The organism is Roseinatronobacter domitianus (genome assembly GCF_023336755.1).
GTDB lineage: Bacteria > Pseudomonadota > Alphaproteobacteria > Rhodobacterales > Rhodobacteraceae > Roseinatronobacter > Roseinatronobacter domitianus.
Genome location: NZ_JALZWP010000001.1, coordinates 74,237 through 89,448 on the forward strand (window position 1 = coordinate 74,237; position 15,212 = coordinate 89,448).

Genomic DNA, 15,212 nt, shown 5'->3' on the forward strand with positions numbered 1-15,212 from the left:
CCCCGACCGACCCCGTGCCGGGGCCGGCCTCCCCCAGGATATTTTTGCAAGGATGAACGGGTCAGGCGGCGACCTCTGCCAAAAGCTGGGCATTGCCGCCAGAGGCGGTGGTGTCGACGCAGAGGTGCCGCTCCAGGACGACATGGGCGCGGTCGGGCCTGTCGGTTATCAGCGGCAGGATCGGACCTTCGCGCCGCGCCAGAGCCTGTGCGATCTGTCGGGCCGTGGTTCTATCGCCCCAATAGAGCACGCCGGAGAAACCTTCGACGCGGTCGAGGTCTGGTGGGATGCCGTCCAGCACCACGGCGCGGCCACCAAGCGCCTGCACCGCGCGACATTGTTCTGCCGCAACCTCAGGCCCCGGCCCAAGGCATAGCAGCGGGCTGCGTGTGACGTCACGCAGGCGGTTTGATTCGCCGGTTGGGCCGGGCAGGCTGTGTTCTGCGCGCGTGGTTTCGGTGGGGTTGGTCAGGGCTTTGGCCAAGCTGCCGCTTGGCAGGGCGGGCAGTTGGCGCGCCACGCTGCCCGTTTTGGCGACGGTAAAGCGCGCCAGGTATTGCGGCCCGCCCGCTTTTGGCCCGGTGCCTGACAAGCCCTCGCCGCCGAAGGGTTGGCTGCCGACGATGGCGCCGATCTGGTTGCGATTGACATACATGTTGCCCACATGGATGCGGTCCACCACATGTTGCACGCGCCCGTCAATGCGGGTGTGAAGCCCGAAGGTCAGCCCGTAGCCGGTGGCGTTCACATCGGCGATAACGCGGTCCAGATCGGCGGCTTTGAAGCGCGCGATATGCAGGACCGGGCCGAAGACCTCGCGCGTCAGGTCGTGGATGCCGCGCACGCGTAGGGCGACGGGGGCGATGAAATGGCCCTCTGCCGGGGTGGTCAGCTCGTGCAGGACGCGCCCTTCGGCGCGGGATTGGGCAATGTAATCGGCGATCTGGGCCTGTGCCTCTGCGTCGATCACGGGGCCGACATCTGTGGGCAGATGCCACGGGTCGCCCAGGCGCAGTTCATTCATGGCGCCAAAGAGCATTCGCTCGAACTCTTCGGCCACATCTTCTTGCACATAGAGGCAACGCAGCGCCGAACAGCGTTGCCCGGCCGATTGAAACGCCGAGGCGAGCACGTCGCGCACCGCCTGTTCGGGCAGCGCCGTGCTGTCGACGATCATGGCGTTCAACCCGCCGGTTTCCGCAATCAGCGGCGCGCCGGGGGCCATATGCTTGGCCATCGCGCTCTGGATCAGTTTGGCGGTTTCCGTGGAGCCGGTGAAGGCCACGCCCGCCACGCGCGGGTCCGAGGTGAGCGCCGCGCCGACTGTCGCGCCATCGCCCGGCAGCAGTTGCAACACGTCACGCGGCACGCCAGCCGCCAGCAAAAGCTGGGCCGCGTAATGCGCTGTGATGGGCGTTTGTTCTGCGGGTTTGGCCAGCACGCCATTGCCCGCGGCCAAGGCTCCGGCGATCTGGCCGGTGAAAATGGCCAGCGGGAAGTTCCAGGGGCTGATGCAGGTGAAGACGCCCCGTGCCGGATGCTGAAGGGCTTCGGCCTGACCCGCATAGTAGCGTAGGAAATCGACCGCCTCGCGCAATTCGCCCACGGCATCGAGCTGGCTTTTGCCGGCCTCGCGCGCAAGGATGGCGAAAAATGCACCGAAATGGTCTTCATAAAGGTCGGCGGCCTTGCGCAAGACGCGGGCGCGCGTGGCCGCATCCGTGGCCCATTCGCGCGCGGCATGGAGCGCGGTCTGCACGTCTTCCGCGCTGGCCGGGGTGACGCTGCCCAAGCAATCTTCTGGCCGGGCAGGGTTGCGCGCGTCATAGGGCGTGCCGCCTGTGGTCGTGCCCGCGATTAGCGGAGCGGCGGTAAAGGTGGCGTCTGCCCAAGGGCCGCGCGCCTTTGCAATATCCTCCAGATCACGCGCATCGGTCAGATCCCAACCGCGCGCATTGCGGCGGTTTGCTCCGAACAGATCGGGACCATTGGCGAGTTTCGGGTTCAGCCCGCCGATGCCGTCAAGTGCTGCAATGGGGCAGGCGGCGACCTCTTGCGGGGGCACGTTCTCATCGACAATCTGGTTGACGAAGGACGAATTCGCGCCGTTTTCCAGAAGGCGGCGGACAAGGTAGGCCAGCAGGTCCTTATGTGCACCCACCGGCGCATAAATGCGGCAGCGCGTGCCCTCGGCCTTCAGGACGATATCGTGCAACGCCTCGCCCATGCCGTGCAGACGTTGGAATTCGTAATCGGCAGGGTCTACGCCCATGCTCTCGGCCATATGCAGCACGGCAGCGACGGTATGGGCGTTATGTGTGGCGAATTGCGGGTAAAGCCGGGCGCGGGCGGTTAGCAATTGCCGCGCGCAGGCGATGTAATTCACGTCGCTTGCGGGTTTTTGGGTCAGCACCGGAAAGCCATTCAGCCCCATGACCTGCGCGCGTTTGATTTCCGTGTCCCAATAGGCGCCCTTGACCAGCCGGATCATCAGCTTGCGGTCAAGACTTTCGGCCTTGGCGGCCAGCCACGCGATCGTGTCGGCGGCACGCGGGCCGTAGGCTTGCACCACGACACCAAAGCCGTCCCAGCCGTCCAGCGCCGGATCATCCAGCACGCGGTCAATAACCTTCAATGACAGGGCCAGACGGTCGCTTTCTTCGGCATCTATGTTGAAGCCAAGGCCAAGCGCCGCCGCAAGCCGCGCCAATTCGCGCGCACGCGGCACCAGTTCGGACAGAACGCGGTCTTCCTGCGCGACCTCATACCGTGGGTGCAAGGCGCTTAGCTTGACCGAAATGCCCGGATTGGTGCGAATGTCATTGCCGGTGGCGCGCGCGCCTATCGCGCGGATCGCGCGGGCGTAGGCGGTATGATAGCGCTTGGCATCGTCCATGGTGCGGGCGGCTTCGCCCAGCATGTCGTAGGAATAGCTGTAGCCGCGCGCTTCCATCTTGGCGGCGCGGGTCATGGCGCTGTCAATGCTTTCGCCCAGCACGAATTGGCGGCCCATTTCACGCATGGCGCGGCCCACGGCAGTGCGAATCACGGGTTCCCCAAGCCGTTTGACGGCCCCGCGCAGGGTGGCAGCGGCGGATTTCCCGCGCTCGTCCAGCACGCGACCCGTCAGCATCAGCGCCCATGTGGACGCGTTCACAAGGCTGGACGAAGACCGCCCCAGATGCTGGCCCCAATCCGAGGGCGCGATCTTGTCTTCGATCAGGTCGTCGATGGTTGCGGCATCGGGGACGCGCAACAGGGCTTCGGCCAGACACATCAAAGCCACGCCTTCGGATGTGGACAGGCCATATTCCGCCAGGAATACTTCCATCAGGCCGGGCGTATCGCTGCTGCGAATGTCGCGCACCAACCCGGCCGCGCGGGCGCTGATTTGTTGCCTTGCCTGCGGGTCAAGGCCAGTTGCGGCTATAGCTTTGGCCGTTTCTGCACTCTCGTCGCGCAAGATGTTATGTGATATGTTTTCAGGAACAGAAAAGCTCATCGCACGCTCCGTGTGGCTTGATTACCAATTTTCCTGAATATGGCGATTATTTCGTTTCAATTCTCGCTTTTTTATGGTTTTAAACAGCCAAGTTGGCTGAATTTTCAGAGAAAAGCAAAACAATGACCCGCATCAAGCTAGACAGCTTCGATCATGCGATTCTGCGCAATCTGGCAGTAGATGGCCGCGTGAGTGTAACGGAATTGGCCAACCGGATTGGATTGACCAAATCCCCCACGCAAGCGCGCCTGCGCCGTCTGGAAGAGCAGGGTGTCATTCTAGGGTATCGCGCGCTGATAGACCCGCACCAGATTGACGCGGCACATATCGCCTTTGTCGAGGTGAAGCTGTCGGACACGCGCGAAGGCGCGCTCAGCGCGTTCGAACAGGCAGTGCGCAAGGTGCCAGAGATAGAAGAATGCCATCTTATTGCCGGGGCATTCGACTACCTGCTGAAGGTGCGCTCGCGCGATATTGCGACATACCGGCGTGTTCTGGCAGATCACATCTCTGGCTTGCCCAGCATTACCTCGACCTCGACCCATGTTGTGATGGAAGCGGTCAAGGAAACCGGGGCGCAAGCCCCGATCTAGAGCGCGTGGCGGAAAGCCCGGAACCGCAACTCATTCTAACGGGCGGCGGCCAGTTTGCGGCGCGGTTCTGCTGCGTCCTGCGCATCCTCTGCGTTCAGGTCTTCGACAGTGTCGCGCAGCTCGCTGAGCAGGTTCAGCAGGCTTTCTAACCGTTCTGGCCCAAAGGCGGCGGCAAGGCGCTGGTAATCAGGTTCGGATTCTTCCAACACCTCTACAAACAGCGCGCGGCCGGTATCGGTCAGGGTCACACGATGACGCCGGGCATCCGAGCAATCCACTTGGCTGATAAGGCCCCGCTGGGTCAGGCTACGAAATATCCGTGTCAGCGAAGGCGGCAGGATTACGCAGCGTTCCGACAACGTCCGCGCATCCAGCCCTTCCTCTTCGGCCAGCGCGCGCAGCACACGCCATTGCGGCATGGTCAGGTCGTGACGGTCAATATAGGGTTTGAAGTAACGTGTCGTCGCCTCGCGGGCGCGCAGCAGTGAAATCGGCAAGGATTTCTCATATTTGCGCAGTTCCTTGGCTGTCTGATCGGGCATTGCACCGCCTTTGCTGGTTTGAACGAGGGTAGCAGACCGGCTTCTGCTTTCAAATGAAAACTATTTTGCAAAGTCGAAACCGCGCTGCGGCGTGGCAGTCTTGCCTCTTGCATGCGCGGTCCTGATTGGGCAAACCGAGGCCAGAGCAACTTCAGAAGCCACCGGAAAGGCCATACCCCATGTCCGACATTGCTGCCGACGCCTATAATGTAACCGCCGAAGAACTACGCCAGTTCGTGGAGCGGTTCGAACATCTTGAAGCCGAGAAGGCAGATATAGCCGAGCAGCAAAAAGAGGTCATGGCAGAGGCCAAGGGCCGCGGCTACGACACCAAAGTGTTGCGCAAGATCATAGCGCTGCGCAAGCGCAAGCCCGATGATATCGCCGAGGAAGAAGCGGTTCTGGAGCTATACAAATCCGCGCTCGGCATGGTCTGAGCGCGGTCAGGGCTGAAGCAGCGTCACCCCGTCCATCGCGTCGAGGGTGGCGACATCTTCATCGTAAAGTTCTGACAGCAGGTCCACCGTCTCTTCGGACCAACCGGTTGTTGAAACGTCAATGTCGATCTTGTCTTCGTCGCAGAACTTGTCGAGGAAGGCCGCGATCACCCGTTGCCGTTGGCTGCGTTCCATCGGCGGGGCGTTGTCCATATAGCTGGCAAGTTTTGCTGCGCCGCCTTCGACCATGACAGTGTCGAACCAGTCATAGACATGGGCAAGCGGTTGGCCGTCTTTATGACCAGAAACTTCTGTCAGAACATCTTCCCACAGGAATGGCGTGTCTTCGTCGCACCAGACGGTGATTGGCGCTTCGGGGAACTGGTCGCGGATGGTGCGCACAAGGTCCGACCAGCGTAGCGCGGTTGGTTCCAGATCGCCCCGGATTACATTGGCCTGTTCGTCATTCACTGCCCCCAGAAGAGCCGGGACAAAAGAGGCGGGGTTGCGGATGGCCAGATACAGCGACACATTATGATCCGCGAAAAGCGCGCGCAGCCCTTTCATACGCGGTTCCGCCATTGGGCAAAATTGCGCACGGCGCACCGCACTGGGCAAGGGCGACAGAAACCGCGTGCTCGACAGCACCAGCCGTTCGGTATTGTCCGAGGTGACAATGCTGTCCAGCAACATGTCGCCCGCATCCGGCGCAATCCCGCTCTGAGCATGGGTCTTGACCGCATCCAGAATGCTGGTGCGAAACTGTGCTGCTTCCGGCACTTCGATGCCGGCACGCTGCAACATGTGCCGATTTTGTTCCAGACAGCCGCGCAGCCGTCCATCATCGGTCAGATGAGCACCCAGATGTAAAGCAATGTCCATAACGCGAAATCCCTTGTGGCCGGTGCTGTTATCCCAGCGAATTATGACATGTTTTAGATACAATTCGGGCCATTGTCCGACTTTGTCTATTACGGAACGAAAAAACCCCCGAACGACTTAGGCGTTCGGGGGTTTTGTTTGCAACAGTCGCGTGGCGGGATCAGCCTGCGGGGGCTTCTTCTGCCTCGGGGGCGCCGAAGGTGGCCAAATAGGCTGCCACGTCGGCTGCATCGCTTTCCGAGCGCACTTGGAACGCCATCTGGCTGCGCGCGCGGTTGTTGTCGAGTTTCTCACGCAGGTAGCCGCGCGGGTCCTGAAGGTAGGCGATCAGTTCTTCTTCCGACCAGACAAGCCCGGCCTCGGCGCCAGCGGAAACAAGGTCATCGCCATAACGGAACCCGTCGATAATCCCAGCCTGACGCCCAACCACGCCATACAGGTTCGGGCCTGTGCGCATGTTCGGGCGTCCGGCAAGAACCTCGCCCGAGTCGTCTACGATGTTGTGACAGTTCTGGCACTGGCGCTGGAACACGGTCGCACCATCTTCAGCACTCTGTGCAAAGGCGGGCAGGCCGGACAGGGTCAGCGCGAAAGCACCGATGGCGGCTTTGGTTACAAATTTCATGGCAAGTTACTCCCTTTATACTTCCCAGTGCCATACATGACCCGCAGCCTGTGCGAGTCAAGCCACGATTAGGCGACAGCGTGGGCAATCGCGCATTGTTTCCAAAGCGATGCGAGGGCTTCGACCAGGTGCTCGATATCTGCATCCGAATGTAACGGGCCGGGCGTGATGCGCAGCCGTTCGGTTCCTTTGGGCACGGTGGGGTAATTGATGGGCTGCACATACACGCCCCAATCCTGCATCAGGATATCGGACAGCATTTTGCATTTGACCGGATCGCCAATCATGACCGGAATGATATGGCTGTCACTGGCCATATGCGGAATGCCGCGCGCATCCAGTCGCGCGCGCAGTTTTGCCACCCGGTCGCGCTGTGCCAGCCGTTCCACGTCCGACTGTTTCAGATGCTTGATAGAGGCTGTCGCGGCCGCTGCCACGGCCGGGGGCAGGGCGGTGGTAAAGATGAACCCCGACGCGAAGGACCGCACGAAATCGCACATCGCCGCCGTGCCGGTGATGTAGCCGCCGACCACGCCGAATGCCTTGCCAAGCGTGCCTTCGATCAGGTCGATGCGGTGCGCCAGACCGCGTTCCTCTGAGATGCCGCCACCGCGCGGGCCATACATGCCGACCGCGTGGACCTCGTCCAGATAGGTCAGCGCGCCATGCGCCTCGGCCACTTCGACGATCTCGCGCATGGGGCAAATGTCGCCATCCATGGAATAGACGCTCTCAAAGGCCACGATCTTTGGACGGTCGCCCACGGCCTTCAACTTGCGGTCCAGATCGCGCCAGTCATTGTGCTTCCAGATCACCTTGTCGGCGCGTGAATGGCGGATTCCTTCGATCATGCTGGCATGGTTGCCTTCGTCCGACAGGATCACCGCATTGGGAATTTTCGCGCCAAGCGTGCTGAGCGCGGCCCAGTTCGACACATAGCCCGATGTGAACAGCGTTGCCGCTTCCTTGCCGTGCAGGTCGGCGAGTTCTTCTTCCAGCAGGCGGTGGTAATTGTTGTTGCCGGAAATGTTGCGCGTGCCGCCGGCACCCGTGCCGCAATTCTGCACGGTCTTGACCATGGCATCGACCACGTCGGGGTGATGGCCCATGCCAAGGTAATCATTCGAGCACCAGACGGTCACTTCATTCACGTCATCGCCGTTGAAATGCCGGACCTTGGGAAAACTGCCGCATTGGCGCTCCACCTCGGCAAAGATGCGGTAATTGCCTTCGTTTTTCAGCGTGTCCAACGTGGCTTTGAAATGGGCGTTGAAGTCCATCTGGGTATCCCCTCGGTCGTTATTCAGGTTTTTGTTTTGTCATTTGCCGGGGCTGGAATCATCCAGCGCCAGAGTTTGTCGTCTTGCACACGCCAGACCATGAACCAATGTTCCAGCAATGCGAGGGCGGCCAGCATCGACAGTAGCGTGAAGCCGATGATGTCGCCTTGGTCCCCGGCCTGATGCGCGCGCCACAGACGTTCGAGGAAACAGCCGAACCCCAGCGCCAGAAGCGTGACAGAGGCCGGGAAGAAGCCGCTGACCGGGCCGGGCCGGAAGTAGCTGGCCAGATGGACAAGCGGTGAAGGCAGGAAGGCAGTGTTGATGAACGGCACGCCCAGATACAGGTTCAGCTTGGCCGAGACCCGCGCGAAGAACAACAGCGCGAAGGTCCAGAGTGCGAACGGGTTGGCCGCGCCCCATGCCGCATAGGCCAGTGACACCAGCACCACGACCAGCACGGTTTCGTGCCAGGCCACGGTGCGGAACGCGGCCAGAAACCGCGCGCGCGCATCCAGCCCCGGCGGGCAGACCCGCGTGTTCGGGCCGGTGATGATCCCCGACAAGAACGCCAGTTCCACCCAGCCCCAGATTGCCAGTGCCGACAGGAACGCAAACCACGCGCCTTGCGCGCTGGGGTCAGTGAGCGTGGCATTCACCCCCAACACACCCACCGCGAACAAAGGCAGCGACAGGATGACCGACCAGACATGGCTGTCAGGCCCGCCCCGGTCCGCCGCGTGCACACGCCACAGCAATATGCCCGTGGCGAACCACCACAGGAACAGCGCAGCCAGTGCAGCGATCCAAGGGGTTTCGAACATGCGCGCTCCTGTCAGGGGTGGGGTGCGCAACCATCACGCACCCAACAGTTTCAATATGCCGGTTCCAGACGGACCGAGGCGGGCGGGGTCGATTTCTTCACCGGCATCACATACAGCCGTGCAAAGCCCATACCTGCGCTGGCCATGGCGGACCATTTCGCCAGTTTGCCGCCCATGCCGCCGCGCTTTTCGGCCGCTTCCATCTTGCGGAAGGCCCGCTCGATCTTTTTCAGCGTCGGCATCCATGCCGGGTGGTCAATGTCCAGCTCCATCGGGAAGACCTGCTTCGCGATTTCACCGGTCTTGCGGAACACTTCCTGGTCATACCAGTCGATATTGACGCCCAGCGCCTTGTGGAATTCGGGCCGCGCATGGTCGCGCACATACATGGTGGCGAACACAGCCGTCAGGAAGAACCGGATCCACAGCTTGTTGGCAAAGCTGGTCGTCAGTTTGGGATCGGTGCGCATCAGTAGGGCGAAGGCCTCGCCATGGCTGAACTCATCGTTGCACCATTCCTTGAACCACTTGAAGATCGGGTGGAAGCGCTGTTCGGGGTGCTGCTCCAGGTGGCGATAGATGGTGATATAGCGCGCATAGCCGATCTTTTCCGACAGGTAGGTCGCGTAATAGATGAATTTGGGCCGGAAATAGGTGTATTTCTTGGCTTTGGTCAGAAAGCCCAGATTAACGGCCACACCGGCTTCGCGCAGCGCGTCGTTGATGAAGCCTGCGTGCCGCGCTTCGTCGCGGGCCATGTAGTTGAACAGCTCGCAGATATCGGGGTTGTTGCCGCGCCGTTTCATTTCCTTATACAGCACGCAGCCAGAGAATTCGGCGGTGCAGCTGGACACCAGAAAGTCGATGAATTCGCGCTTGAGCTTTGGCTCCATCCCGTCCCAGTCGACCTCATCCCAATCGGCGTTTTTCTTGAAATGGCCCTTGTTGGGGTCCGCTTTCATCTGCGCGATCAAAATGTCCCATTCCTTGCGAACAGGCGTCACGTCAATGCGGTCCAGCTCGTCGAAATCGGTGGTGTAGAAACGCGGGTTCAGCAGGGTCGATTCCTGCGCCATCGCGTCGGTGTCGAACCGGTCGCCCATTTCGGCGGCAAGTTCGTCATGGGTGGTGGCGTGCATGTTCATAGCGTGATCTCCTCGGAAAATGAGAACTCGCAGAGTTCCATCACTTCAAAATCGCCTGTCAGGCGGGTCCATAGCCGTTCCAGCGCAGTGGCGCGGGTAATGACGGCGGTGCGGTCCTCGACGATAACCTCGCCCCATGCGGCCAGCACGGGCGGGCCTTGAACCAGCACCTCGTCGCCGGGGTTGATGGTCGATCCGTCATTGAACCGCACATGGGCATGCAGCGCCTCGAACCGGTGGCTGACCTCTACGGTGCAGGGGACGTGTTCGACTTTCCGAGTGAAGAGTGACATTTGAGGGTTCCCTTAGTTTTTTTATGGGTCGTCTTGTCGTCTTAGTATTTTTGGAGCATCGCTTCAAAAGCTGCGTAGTTTTCCGGGCCGAACACTGTCAGCTCCACCCGGTAATCGGTGAGCGGGTCGATCGCGGCCAGACGGCCATTCTCGAACCGGATAATATCGATGGGCAGGGTCGGGTCTATCCCGTGGCGGCGGCGCATGGTCATCAGACCATTCTGGATAACCGTGACAAAGCCGCCATGATCCATGTCAGCCAAGACGCTGCCATCGGCGCGCAAGACAGTGACGGCCTGCGCATCGTGGCCAAGCATTTGGATCGACCATTGCTCGACAATCGGGGCGGTGGCGGGGATCGCGGCCTTTTCGCGGCCCGTGACGGACGCGTAGGTGACAAGCGCCAAGGTCACTGCAACCAGCGCGAACATTGCGCGGATCAGCCCGACCGGGATCATGTCATTGTTGTCGTCGCGCTTGAAGCCGGGTTTGAAACCGCCGTTATCGGTGCTGGACATGAGGCGCGCTCCTTATTCGGCGGCGACCAGACCGCCTTGCGGCGCGGCCTTGGTGGGTTTGCGTTCGACAACGGGCTGGCTGACGCGCGCTTCGGCGGCCTCTGCCAGAATACCCGCGACCTTTTGGGCATCGGGGATGCAGCGCAATGCGGGTTTGGTGACTTTCACATGGCCGGGCCGCAGATGTGGCCAGAGGATAAGGTAAGAAAACTGCGTTTCGCCCAAGGTTTCCAGCGAAATGCTGCCCACGCCCGATTTGCGCAGTTTCAGATCAGCATTGGCGATCTGGCGGAAGGGCAGGTTGAGCGTGACGGTCAGCGCCGCGCCAATCCGCATGGCAACCCGTGCGGTGGTGATGGTGTAGACGGTGCTGCGCGCCTGAACCCATGCCATCAGCAGCAGAACTGCCATGCCAAGCGCCCAGAGAATGGTGTAGGGCAGGCCGAAGGCGAAAGCGCCCGCAGCGCCGCCTTCAACAGCGCCAACGCTGGCCCGCCAGCCGATGACCACGGCAAAATAAGCGGTGATCCAGTTGATCTTATAGGCTTCGTTCGCCAGCGCCCAAGTATCGGGCCGGCCCTGCCACAGGATGTGTTCGTGTTCAGGCGGCCTTTCTGGCAAGCCTTTAACAGGTTCGAATGCGAAATCATCATGTGACATGGGCCGGTTCCTTATTTTTTTATAGGTCGTATCGGATCAGGCCGGAGAGGCCATGATCTGCTTGATCGCGCTGACTTGGCTGACGCGCTTGTCGCCGGTATACATGTAGCCACCCGCGACATAGGCAGAGACCTTCTCTTCCTCGAGCTTGGTGATCTGCGCGTCCGATGCGATAGTCGGAATGCCCTTGAAGCTTTCGCTGTCCAGCGCATTGACGACAACGCGGTCGGCCTTGATCTTGGCCAATGTCATCGGCACCAGCCGTTTGCCGCCATCATCCAGCGTCACTTCCAGATAGCGGACCATCTGCTCGGGCACGTCGACCCACATGTCGCTCACTTTGCCCGGCGATTTGCGGTCGTGGCACATCACCATCAACCCGCGCGGGTCACGACCGGCGGACACGGCGAATTCACCAACCTTTGCCATGGGCTGAATTTTGGCGTGGCCGTGGCCATCCAGTTCGGCCTCGTCGCGGCGCGCGGCCCAAGCGGCCGGGCCAACACCGTCTTTCAGCGGGTCGCCCGTGGGCGCAAACGGAAAGCCGCCAGATTGCGAGGTGCGCGCCATGGCCAGATCGCGGGCCTCACGCTCTGCATTGGGGGCTTTGTATTCGCCGCGACCATGCGGCAGCAAAAAGGTCTTGGGTTCGGGCACCGACAGGTTCGACCCGGCCAAGCTGCCATCGTCGTTTTCCAGCGGGTAGCCCTCGCGCTGGTTTTCGCGCTGGATGTAGTAGATCAACCCCGCGAAAAACAGCCAGAAGGCATAAAGCGAAATTAGCGCCAGATCGAAATTGCCAAAGAATATCCAGCCATATGGGGTATCCATGGGTAGTCCTCCGTTTCAGGTCAGGTCGGAAAATCGGCAAGGCCGATCCGTTGGTTACGAGGTTCAGTGGTCAGTATACGGGTCCGCACCAGCGGCCCGAGGATGATAAGGGTCAGGAACAACAGCCCGATCTCCAGGTGGTAGACGACGGAATAGCCGATATCGGGGGTCATCAGCCCTGCGCCCAGATGCCCGGCATCGGCCAGCGTTTGCACCGTGTCGCGCAAGCCCCCGCCGATGATGGTGGCCAGCCCGGCAGCGGTTGCTTGCGCAGCCCCCCAGGCGCCAAGCGCCAGTCCGCCCCCAACCACACCCCGGCGCGGCATTTCCATGGCGGCGGTCAATGTGGTGACGGCGAATAACCCAAGGCCCAGCCCGATCCCGAAAGCGCCCGCATAGAACAAGGGCGCGAACTGCAAAGGCCCGGCGAAGATGACAGCGGAAAAGGCCAGAATCCCGAACAGCAGGCCCCGGCCGGCCAGCCGGAACGGGTCGGCGTCTTGTCCTAAACCCTTCGCGGCCCAAAGAAACCCGATCAGCGCGCCCACGGCCCAGACGGCCGTTAGCGTGGTCGTGGCCGCGACCGACAGGCCCAGCACATCGCCGCCGTAAGGTTCCAGCAGCACGTCTTGCATGTTGAAGGCCAACCCGCCCACGAACACCACCGCCAGCAAGCGGCCCGCTTGCCCGCCCTTGATGTAATCGTTCCACGCTTCGCTAAAGGACGGGCGCGGTGCCTCGCGTTCGGCGCGGGTCATGGGGCGGACACGTTCTTGCTTCCAGAGTGCCAGAATGTTCAGCGCCAGCGTGACCACGGCACAGCCCTGCACCACGCGGATCAGCGTTAATTCGGAAAAATCGCGCAGCAAATAGCCTACGATCAGCGCGGAAATCGCCATGCCAGCAAGGAAAGTCACATATAGCAAAGCGACCACGCGGGGGCGGGTTTCATCGGTCGCGCGATCCGCGGCCAAGGCCACGCCTGCCGTTTGCGTCATATGCAGGCCAAGGCCGGTCATCAGGAAGGCCAGCGCCGCCAGAACCTCGCCCGCGAAGGGCACATCATAGACATTGTCGCCATTCAGCACGATCAGCGCAAAGGGCATGATGGCCAAGCCGCCGAACTGCCAGAGCGACCCGAACCACAGGTAGGGGATGCGCTTCCAGCCAATGGCCGAGCGGTGGTTGTCCGACCGGAACCCCAGAAACGCGCGGAACGGCGCGATCAGCACCGGCAGCGCGATCATGATCGCGACAAGGCTTGCGGCCAGCGACAATTCCACGATCATCACCCGGTTCAGCGTGCCCAGCAGCAGCACCGTGGCCATGCCGACACTGACCTGAAACAGGCTCATTCGCCAGATCTGGCGCAGCGTCAGCCCTTCGCTGGCCGCATCCGCAAAGGGCAGCCAATTGCCGCTCAGACCCTTGATCGTGCTTTTGCCGATAATCATGGCTGCACCTTCAGACATTCCGAAATGTAAAACCCGCGAGAGACACGCCCTACGCGGCCCAGGCCCGTGACGTTCATGCGCCGCCAGTCATGCGGGATCATGGTGGGCGAGCGATCCGAACGCGGGAAGATTTTGCCCGCGTTCCACATCGCCATCAGCAGCGGCGTGCGCGGCGCGACCGTGAACACCACTTGGCTTGCGCGGGACGACAGCCCCTCCAGCGCGGCTTCCAGATCGGGGCGGGTGTAGTAGATCAGGCTGTCCATCGCGATCACATGGTCGAACCGGCCCAAGCCGGCGGCCAGCATGTCGCCCGCCCGAAACTCCACGGCTCCCGCCAGCCCTTCGGGCAGACGAGACGCCGCGATTTCGACCAGCTTGGGCGAAATATCAATCGCCACCACATCTGCGCCGCGCGCGGCCAATTCCGCACTTGCCGCCCCTGTGCCGCACCCGGCATCCAGCACGCGCGCGCCGCGCAAATCCTCCGGCAGTTGCGCCAGCATCAACGCGCGCATCGTATCGCGCCCCTCGCGCACCGTCTGGCGCACGCGGCTGACCGGCGCATCCGAGGTCAGACGTTCCCACACCCGCGTCGCCGTGCCATCGAAATAGCTGGCGACCCGGTGGCGCGTGGCGTCATAGCTGGCGCTGGACGGGGCAAGATCGCGCATCAATCGAACCCCAGCAACTCGAATATGTCGCGGTCGGGCAAGGGCGCCGGGCTTGTCAGCTCTGTTCCGTTATACAAAGCATGCGCAAGCCGCATGTATTCGGCCCGGCAGGCCAGAACATCCTCGTCGGCATCCATTTCGAACAGCGTCTTTTTCTTCAGGCGCGAGCGGCGGATGGCATCCACGTCGGGCATATGGCCAATGCGGTTGAACCCCACTTCGCGGCAGAACCGGTCCACCTCGTCGGTGGCCTTCGAGCGGTTGGCAATGCACCCGGCCAGCCTCACCTTGTAATTGGCCGATTTCGCCTGCACAGCGGCAATGATCCGGTTCATCGCATAGATGCTGTCGAAATCATTGGCGGTCACGATCACGGCCTTGTCCGCATGCTGCAAGGGCGCGGCAAAGCCGCCGCAAACCACATCGCCCAACACGTCAAAGATCACCACATCGGTATCATCCAGCAGATGATGCTGCTTCAACAGCTTCACTGTCTGCCCCACGACATACCCGCCGCAGCCCGTGCCCGCAGGCGGGCCGCCGGCCTCCACGCACATCACGCCGCCATAGCCTTCGGTCACGAAATCCTCGGGGCGCAATTCTTCCGGGTGGAAGTCCACCTCTTTCAAAATGTCGATGACGGTGGGTTGCAGCTTGCCCGTCAGGGTAAAGGTGCTGTCATGCTTGGGGTCGCACCCAATCTGCAACACGCGCTTGCCCATGCTGGCAAACGCCGCCGACAGGTTGGAGGAGGTGGTCGATTTCCCGATCCCGCCCTTGCCATAGATGGAAAACACCGTGGCACCTTCAATCTTGGTGGCGGGGTCCAGATGCACTTGCACCGAGCCTTCACCGTCCCGGCCTTTCAGGTCTGGCATCTCGTCTTTGGGGCTCATAGCGTGTTTCCCTTCATCTTGCGAAAAATACTCCGGGGGTGTGGGGGCTGGCCCCC

General features: G+C 61.6%; 16 protein-coding genes. 2 read left to right on the forward strand and 14 right to left on the reverse strand.

Going from position 1 to position 15,212, the window contains the following annotated elements:
* Positions 1 to 61 precede the first annotated feature (61 nt).
* Entirely contained in the window at positions 62 to 3,502 is a 3,441-nt protein-coding gene (gene putA, locus M3N55_RS00375; protein ID WP_249055311.1) for a bifunctional proline dehydrogenase/L-glutamate gamma-semialdehyde dehydrogenase PutA, read from the reverse strand.
* A gap of 122 nt (positions 3,503 to 3,624) precedes the next feature.
* Between putA and M3N55_RS00380 the strand changes: the two genes are divergently transcribed.
* Positions 3,625 to 4,095 (forward strand): Lrp/AsnC ligand binding domain-containing protein, encoded by a 471-nt coding sequence (locus M3N55_RS00380; protein ID WP_249055312.1) that lies wholly within the window; start codon positions 3,625 to 3,627, stop codon positions 4,093 to 4,095.
* 35 nt (positions 4,096 to 4,130) lie between these two features.
* On the opposite strand, the gene hpaR is transcribed toward M3N55_RS00380, so the two are convergent.
* Complete coding sequence (hpaR, locus tag M3N55_RS00385) at positions 4,131 to 4,637, reverse strand: homoprotocatechuate degradation operon regulator HpaR (RefSeq protein ID WP_249055315.1); 507 nt, start codon at positions 4,635 to 4,637, stop codon at positions 4,131 to 4,133.
* Positions 4,638 to 4,816: 179 nt separating this feature from the next.
* Between hpaR and M3N55_RS00390 the strand changes: the two genes are divergently transcribed.
* A complete protein-coding gene (locus M3N55_RS00390) occupies positions 4,817 to 5,074 on the forward strand; it encodes a DUF2312 domain-containing protein (protein WP_249055317.1) in 258 nt (85 codons plus the stop codon).
* A gap of 6 nt (positions 5,075 to 5,080) precedes the next feature.
* Here M3N55_RS00390 and M3N55_RS00395 read toward each other — a convergent pair whose 3' ends face one another.
* The 12 genes from M3N55_RS00395 to bchL all read right to left on the reverse strand — a co-directional run bounded on the left by M3N55_RS00395 (position 5,081) and on the right by bchL (position 15,156).
* Entirely contained in the window at positions 5,081 to 5,956 is an 876-nt protein-coding gene (locus M3N55_RS00395) for a hypothetical protein (RefSeq protein WP_249055318.1), read from the reverse strand.
* A 160-nt stretch (positions 5,957 to 6,116) separates the two neighbouring features.
* Positions 6,117 to 6,581 (reverse strand): c-type cytochrome, encoded by a 465-nt coding sequence (locus tag M3N55_RS00400; RefSeq protein WP_249055320.1) that lies wholly within the window; start codon positions 6,579 to 6,581, stop codon positions 6,117 to 6,119.
* A gap of 68 nt (positions 6,582 to 6,649) precedes the next feature.
* Positions 6,650 to 7,861, reverse strand: coding sequence for a 5-aminolevulinate synthase (gene hemA / locus M3N55_RS00405; protein ID WP_249055322.1), 1,212 nt, complete (start codon positions 7,859 to 7,861; stop codon positions 6,650 to 6,652).
* Positions 7,862 to 7,884: 23 nt separating this feature from the next.
* Positions 7,885 to 8,685 carry a putative photosynthetic complex assembly protein PuhE gene (gene puhE, locus M3N55_RS00410; protein ID WP_249055323.1) on the reverse strand — a complete coding sequence of 267 codons (801 nt, stop codon included), beginning with the start codon at positions 8,683 to 8,685 and terminating at the stop codon, positions 7,885 to 7,887.
* A gap of 50 nt (positions 8,686 to 8,735) precedes the next feature.
* Positions 8,736 to 9,830 (reverse strand): magnesium-protoporphyrin IX monomethyl ester (oxidative) cyclase, encoded by a 1,095-nt coding sequence (acsF, locus tag M3N55_RS00415; RefSeq protein WP_249055325.1) that lies wholly within the window; start codon positions 9,828 to 9,830, stop codon positions 8,736 to 8,738.
* Positions 9,827 to 10,123, reverse strand: coding sequence for a hypothetical protein (locus M3N55_RS00420; protein WP_249055328.1), 297 nt, complete (start codon positions 10,121 to 10,123; stop codon positions 9,827 to 9,829). Before M3N55_RS00420 ends, acsF begins: the two co-directional genes overlap by 4 nt.
* A gap of 41 nt (positions 10,124 to 10,164) precedes the next feature.
* Entirely contained in the window at positions 10,165 to 10,641 is a 477-nt protein-coding gene (gene puhC, locus M3N55_RS00425) for a photosynthetic complex assembly protein PuhC (protein ID WP_249055329.1), read from the reverse strand.
* A 12-nt stretch (positions 10,642 to 10,653) separates the two neighbouring features.
* Positions 10,654 to 11,301 (reverse strand): photosynthetic complex putative assembly protein PuhB, encoded by a 648-nt coding sequence (gene puhB, locus M3N55_RS00430; RefSeq protein ID WP_249055330.1) that lies wholly within the window; start codon positions 11,299 to 11,301, stop codon positions 10,654 to 10,656.
* Between the two features lie 36 nt (positions 11,302 to 11,337).
* On the reverse strand, positions 11,338 to 12,132 hold the full coding sequence (puhA, locus tag M3N55_RS00435; RefSeq protein WP_249055333.1) for a photosynthetic reaction center subunit H: 795 nt from the start codon (positions 12,130 to 12,132) through the stop codon (positions 11,338 to 11,340).
* 20 nt (positions 12,133 to 12,152) lie between these two features.
* Positions 12,153 to 13,586, reverse strand: coding sequence for a PucC family protein (locus M3N55_RS00440; protein ID WP_249055335.1), 1,434 nt, complete (start codon positions 13,584 to 13,586; stop codon positions 12,153 to 12,155).
* Positions 13,583 to 14,260: a magnesium protoporphyrin IX methyltransferase gene (bchM, locus tag M3N55_RS00445; protein WP_249055337.1), complete on the reverse strand. Its 678-nt coding sequence runs from the start codon at positions 14,258 to 14,260 to the stop codon at positions 13,583 to 13,585. The genes M3N55_RS00440 and bchM overlap by 4 nt, the downstream gene beginning before the upstream one ends.
* Positions 14,260 to 15,156, reverse strand: coding sequence for a ferredoxin:protochlorophyllide reductase (ATP-dependent) iron-sulfur ATP-binding protein (gene bchL, locus M3N55_RS00450; RefSeq protein WP_249055339.1), 897 nt, complete (start codon positions 15,154 to 15,156; stop codon positions 14,260 to 14,262). Before bchL ends, bchM begins: the two co-directional genes overlap by 1 nt.
* Between the last annotated feature and the right edge of the window lie 56 nt (positions 15,157 to 15,212).

Coding starts and splice junctions, on each gene's coding strand:
- putA (WP_249055311.1), bottom strand. CDS start 3,502: ATGAGCTTTTCTGTTCCTGAAAACATATCACATAACATCTTGCGCGAC.
- M3N55_RS00380 (WP_249055312.1), top strand. CDS start 3,625: ATGACCCGCATCAAGCTAGACAGCTTCGATCATGCGATTCTGCGCAAT.
- hpaR (WP_249055315.1), bottom strand. CDS start 4,637: ATGCCCGATCAGACAGCCAAGGAACTGCGCAAATATGAGAAATCCTTG.
- M3N55_RS00390 (WP_249055317.1), top strand. CDS start 4,817: ATGTCCGACATTGCTGCCGACGCCTATAATGTAACCGCCGAAGAACTA.
- M3N55_RS00395 (WP_249055318.1), bottom strand. CDS start 5,956: ATGGACATTGCTTTACATCTGGGTGCTCATCTGACCGATGATGGACGG.
- M3N55_RS00400 (WP_249055320.1), bottom strand. CDS start 6,581: ATGAAATTTGTAACCAAAGCCGCCATCGGTGCTTTCGCGCTGACCCTG.
- hemA (WP_249055322.1), bottom strand. CDS start 7,861: ATGGACTTCAACGCCCATTTCAAAGCCACGTTGGACACGCTGAAAAAC.
- puhE (WP_249055323.1), bottom strand. CDS start 8,685: ATGTTCGAAACCCCTTGGATCGCTGCACTGGCTGCGCTGTTCCTGTGG.
- acsF (WP_249055325.1), bottom strand. CDS start 9,830: ATGAACATGCACGCCACCACCCATGACGAACTTGCCGCCGAAATGGGC.
- M3N55_RS00420 (WP_249055328.1), bottom strand. CDS start 10,123: ATGTCACTCTTCACTCGGAAAGTCGAACACGTCCCCTGCACCGTAGAG.
- puhC (WP_249055329.1), bottom strand. CDS start 10,641: ATGTCCAGCACCGATAACGGCGGTTTCAAACCCGGCTTCAAGCGCGAC.
- puhB (WP_249055330.1), bottom strand. CDS start 11,301: ATGTCACATGATGATTTCGCATTCGAACCTGTTAAAGGCTTGCCAGAA.
- puhA (WP_249055333.1), bottom strand. CDS start 12,132: ATGGATACCCCATATGGCTGGATATTCTTTGGCAATTTCGATCTGGCG.
- M3N55_RS00440 (WP_249055335.1), bottom strand. CDS start 13,586: ATGATTATCGGCAAAAGCACGATCAAGGGTCTGAGCGGCAATTGGCTG.
- bchM (WP_249055337.1), bottom strand. CDS start 14,260: ATGCGCGATCTTGCCCCGTCCAGCGCCAGCTATGACGCCACGCGCCAC.
- bchL (WP_249055339.1), bottom strand. CDS start 15,156: ATGAGCCCCAAAGACGAGATGCCAGACCTGAAAGGCCGGGACGGTGAA.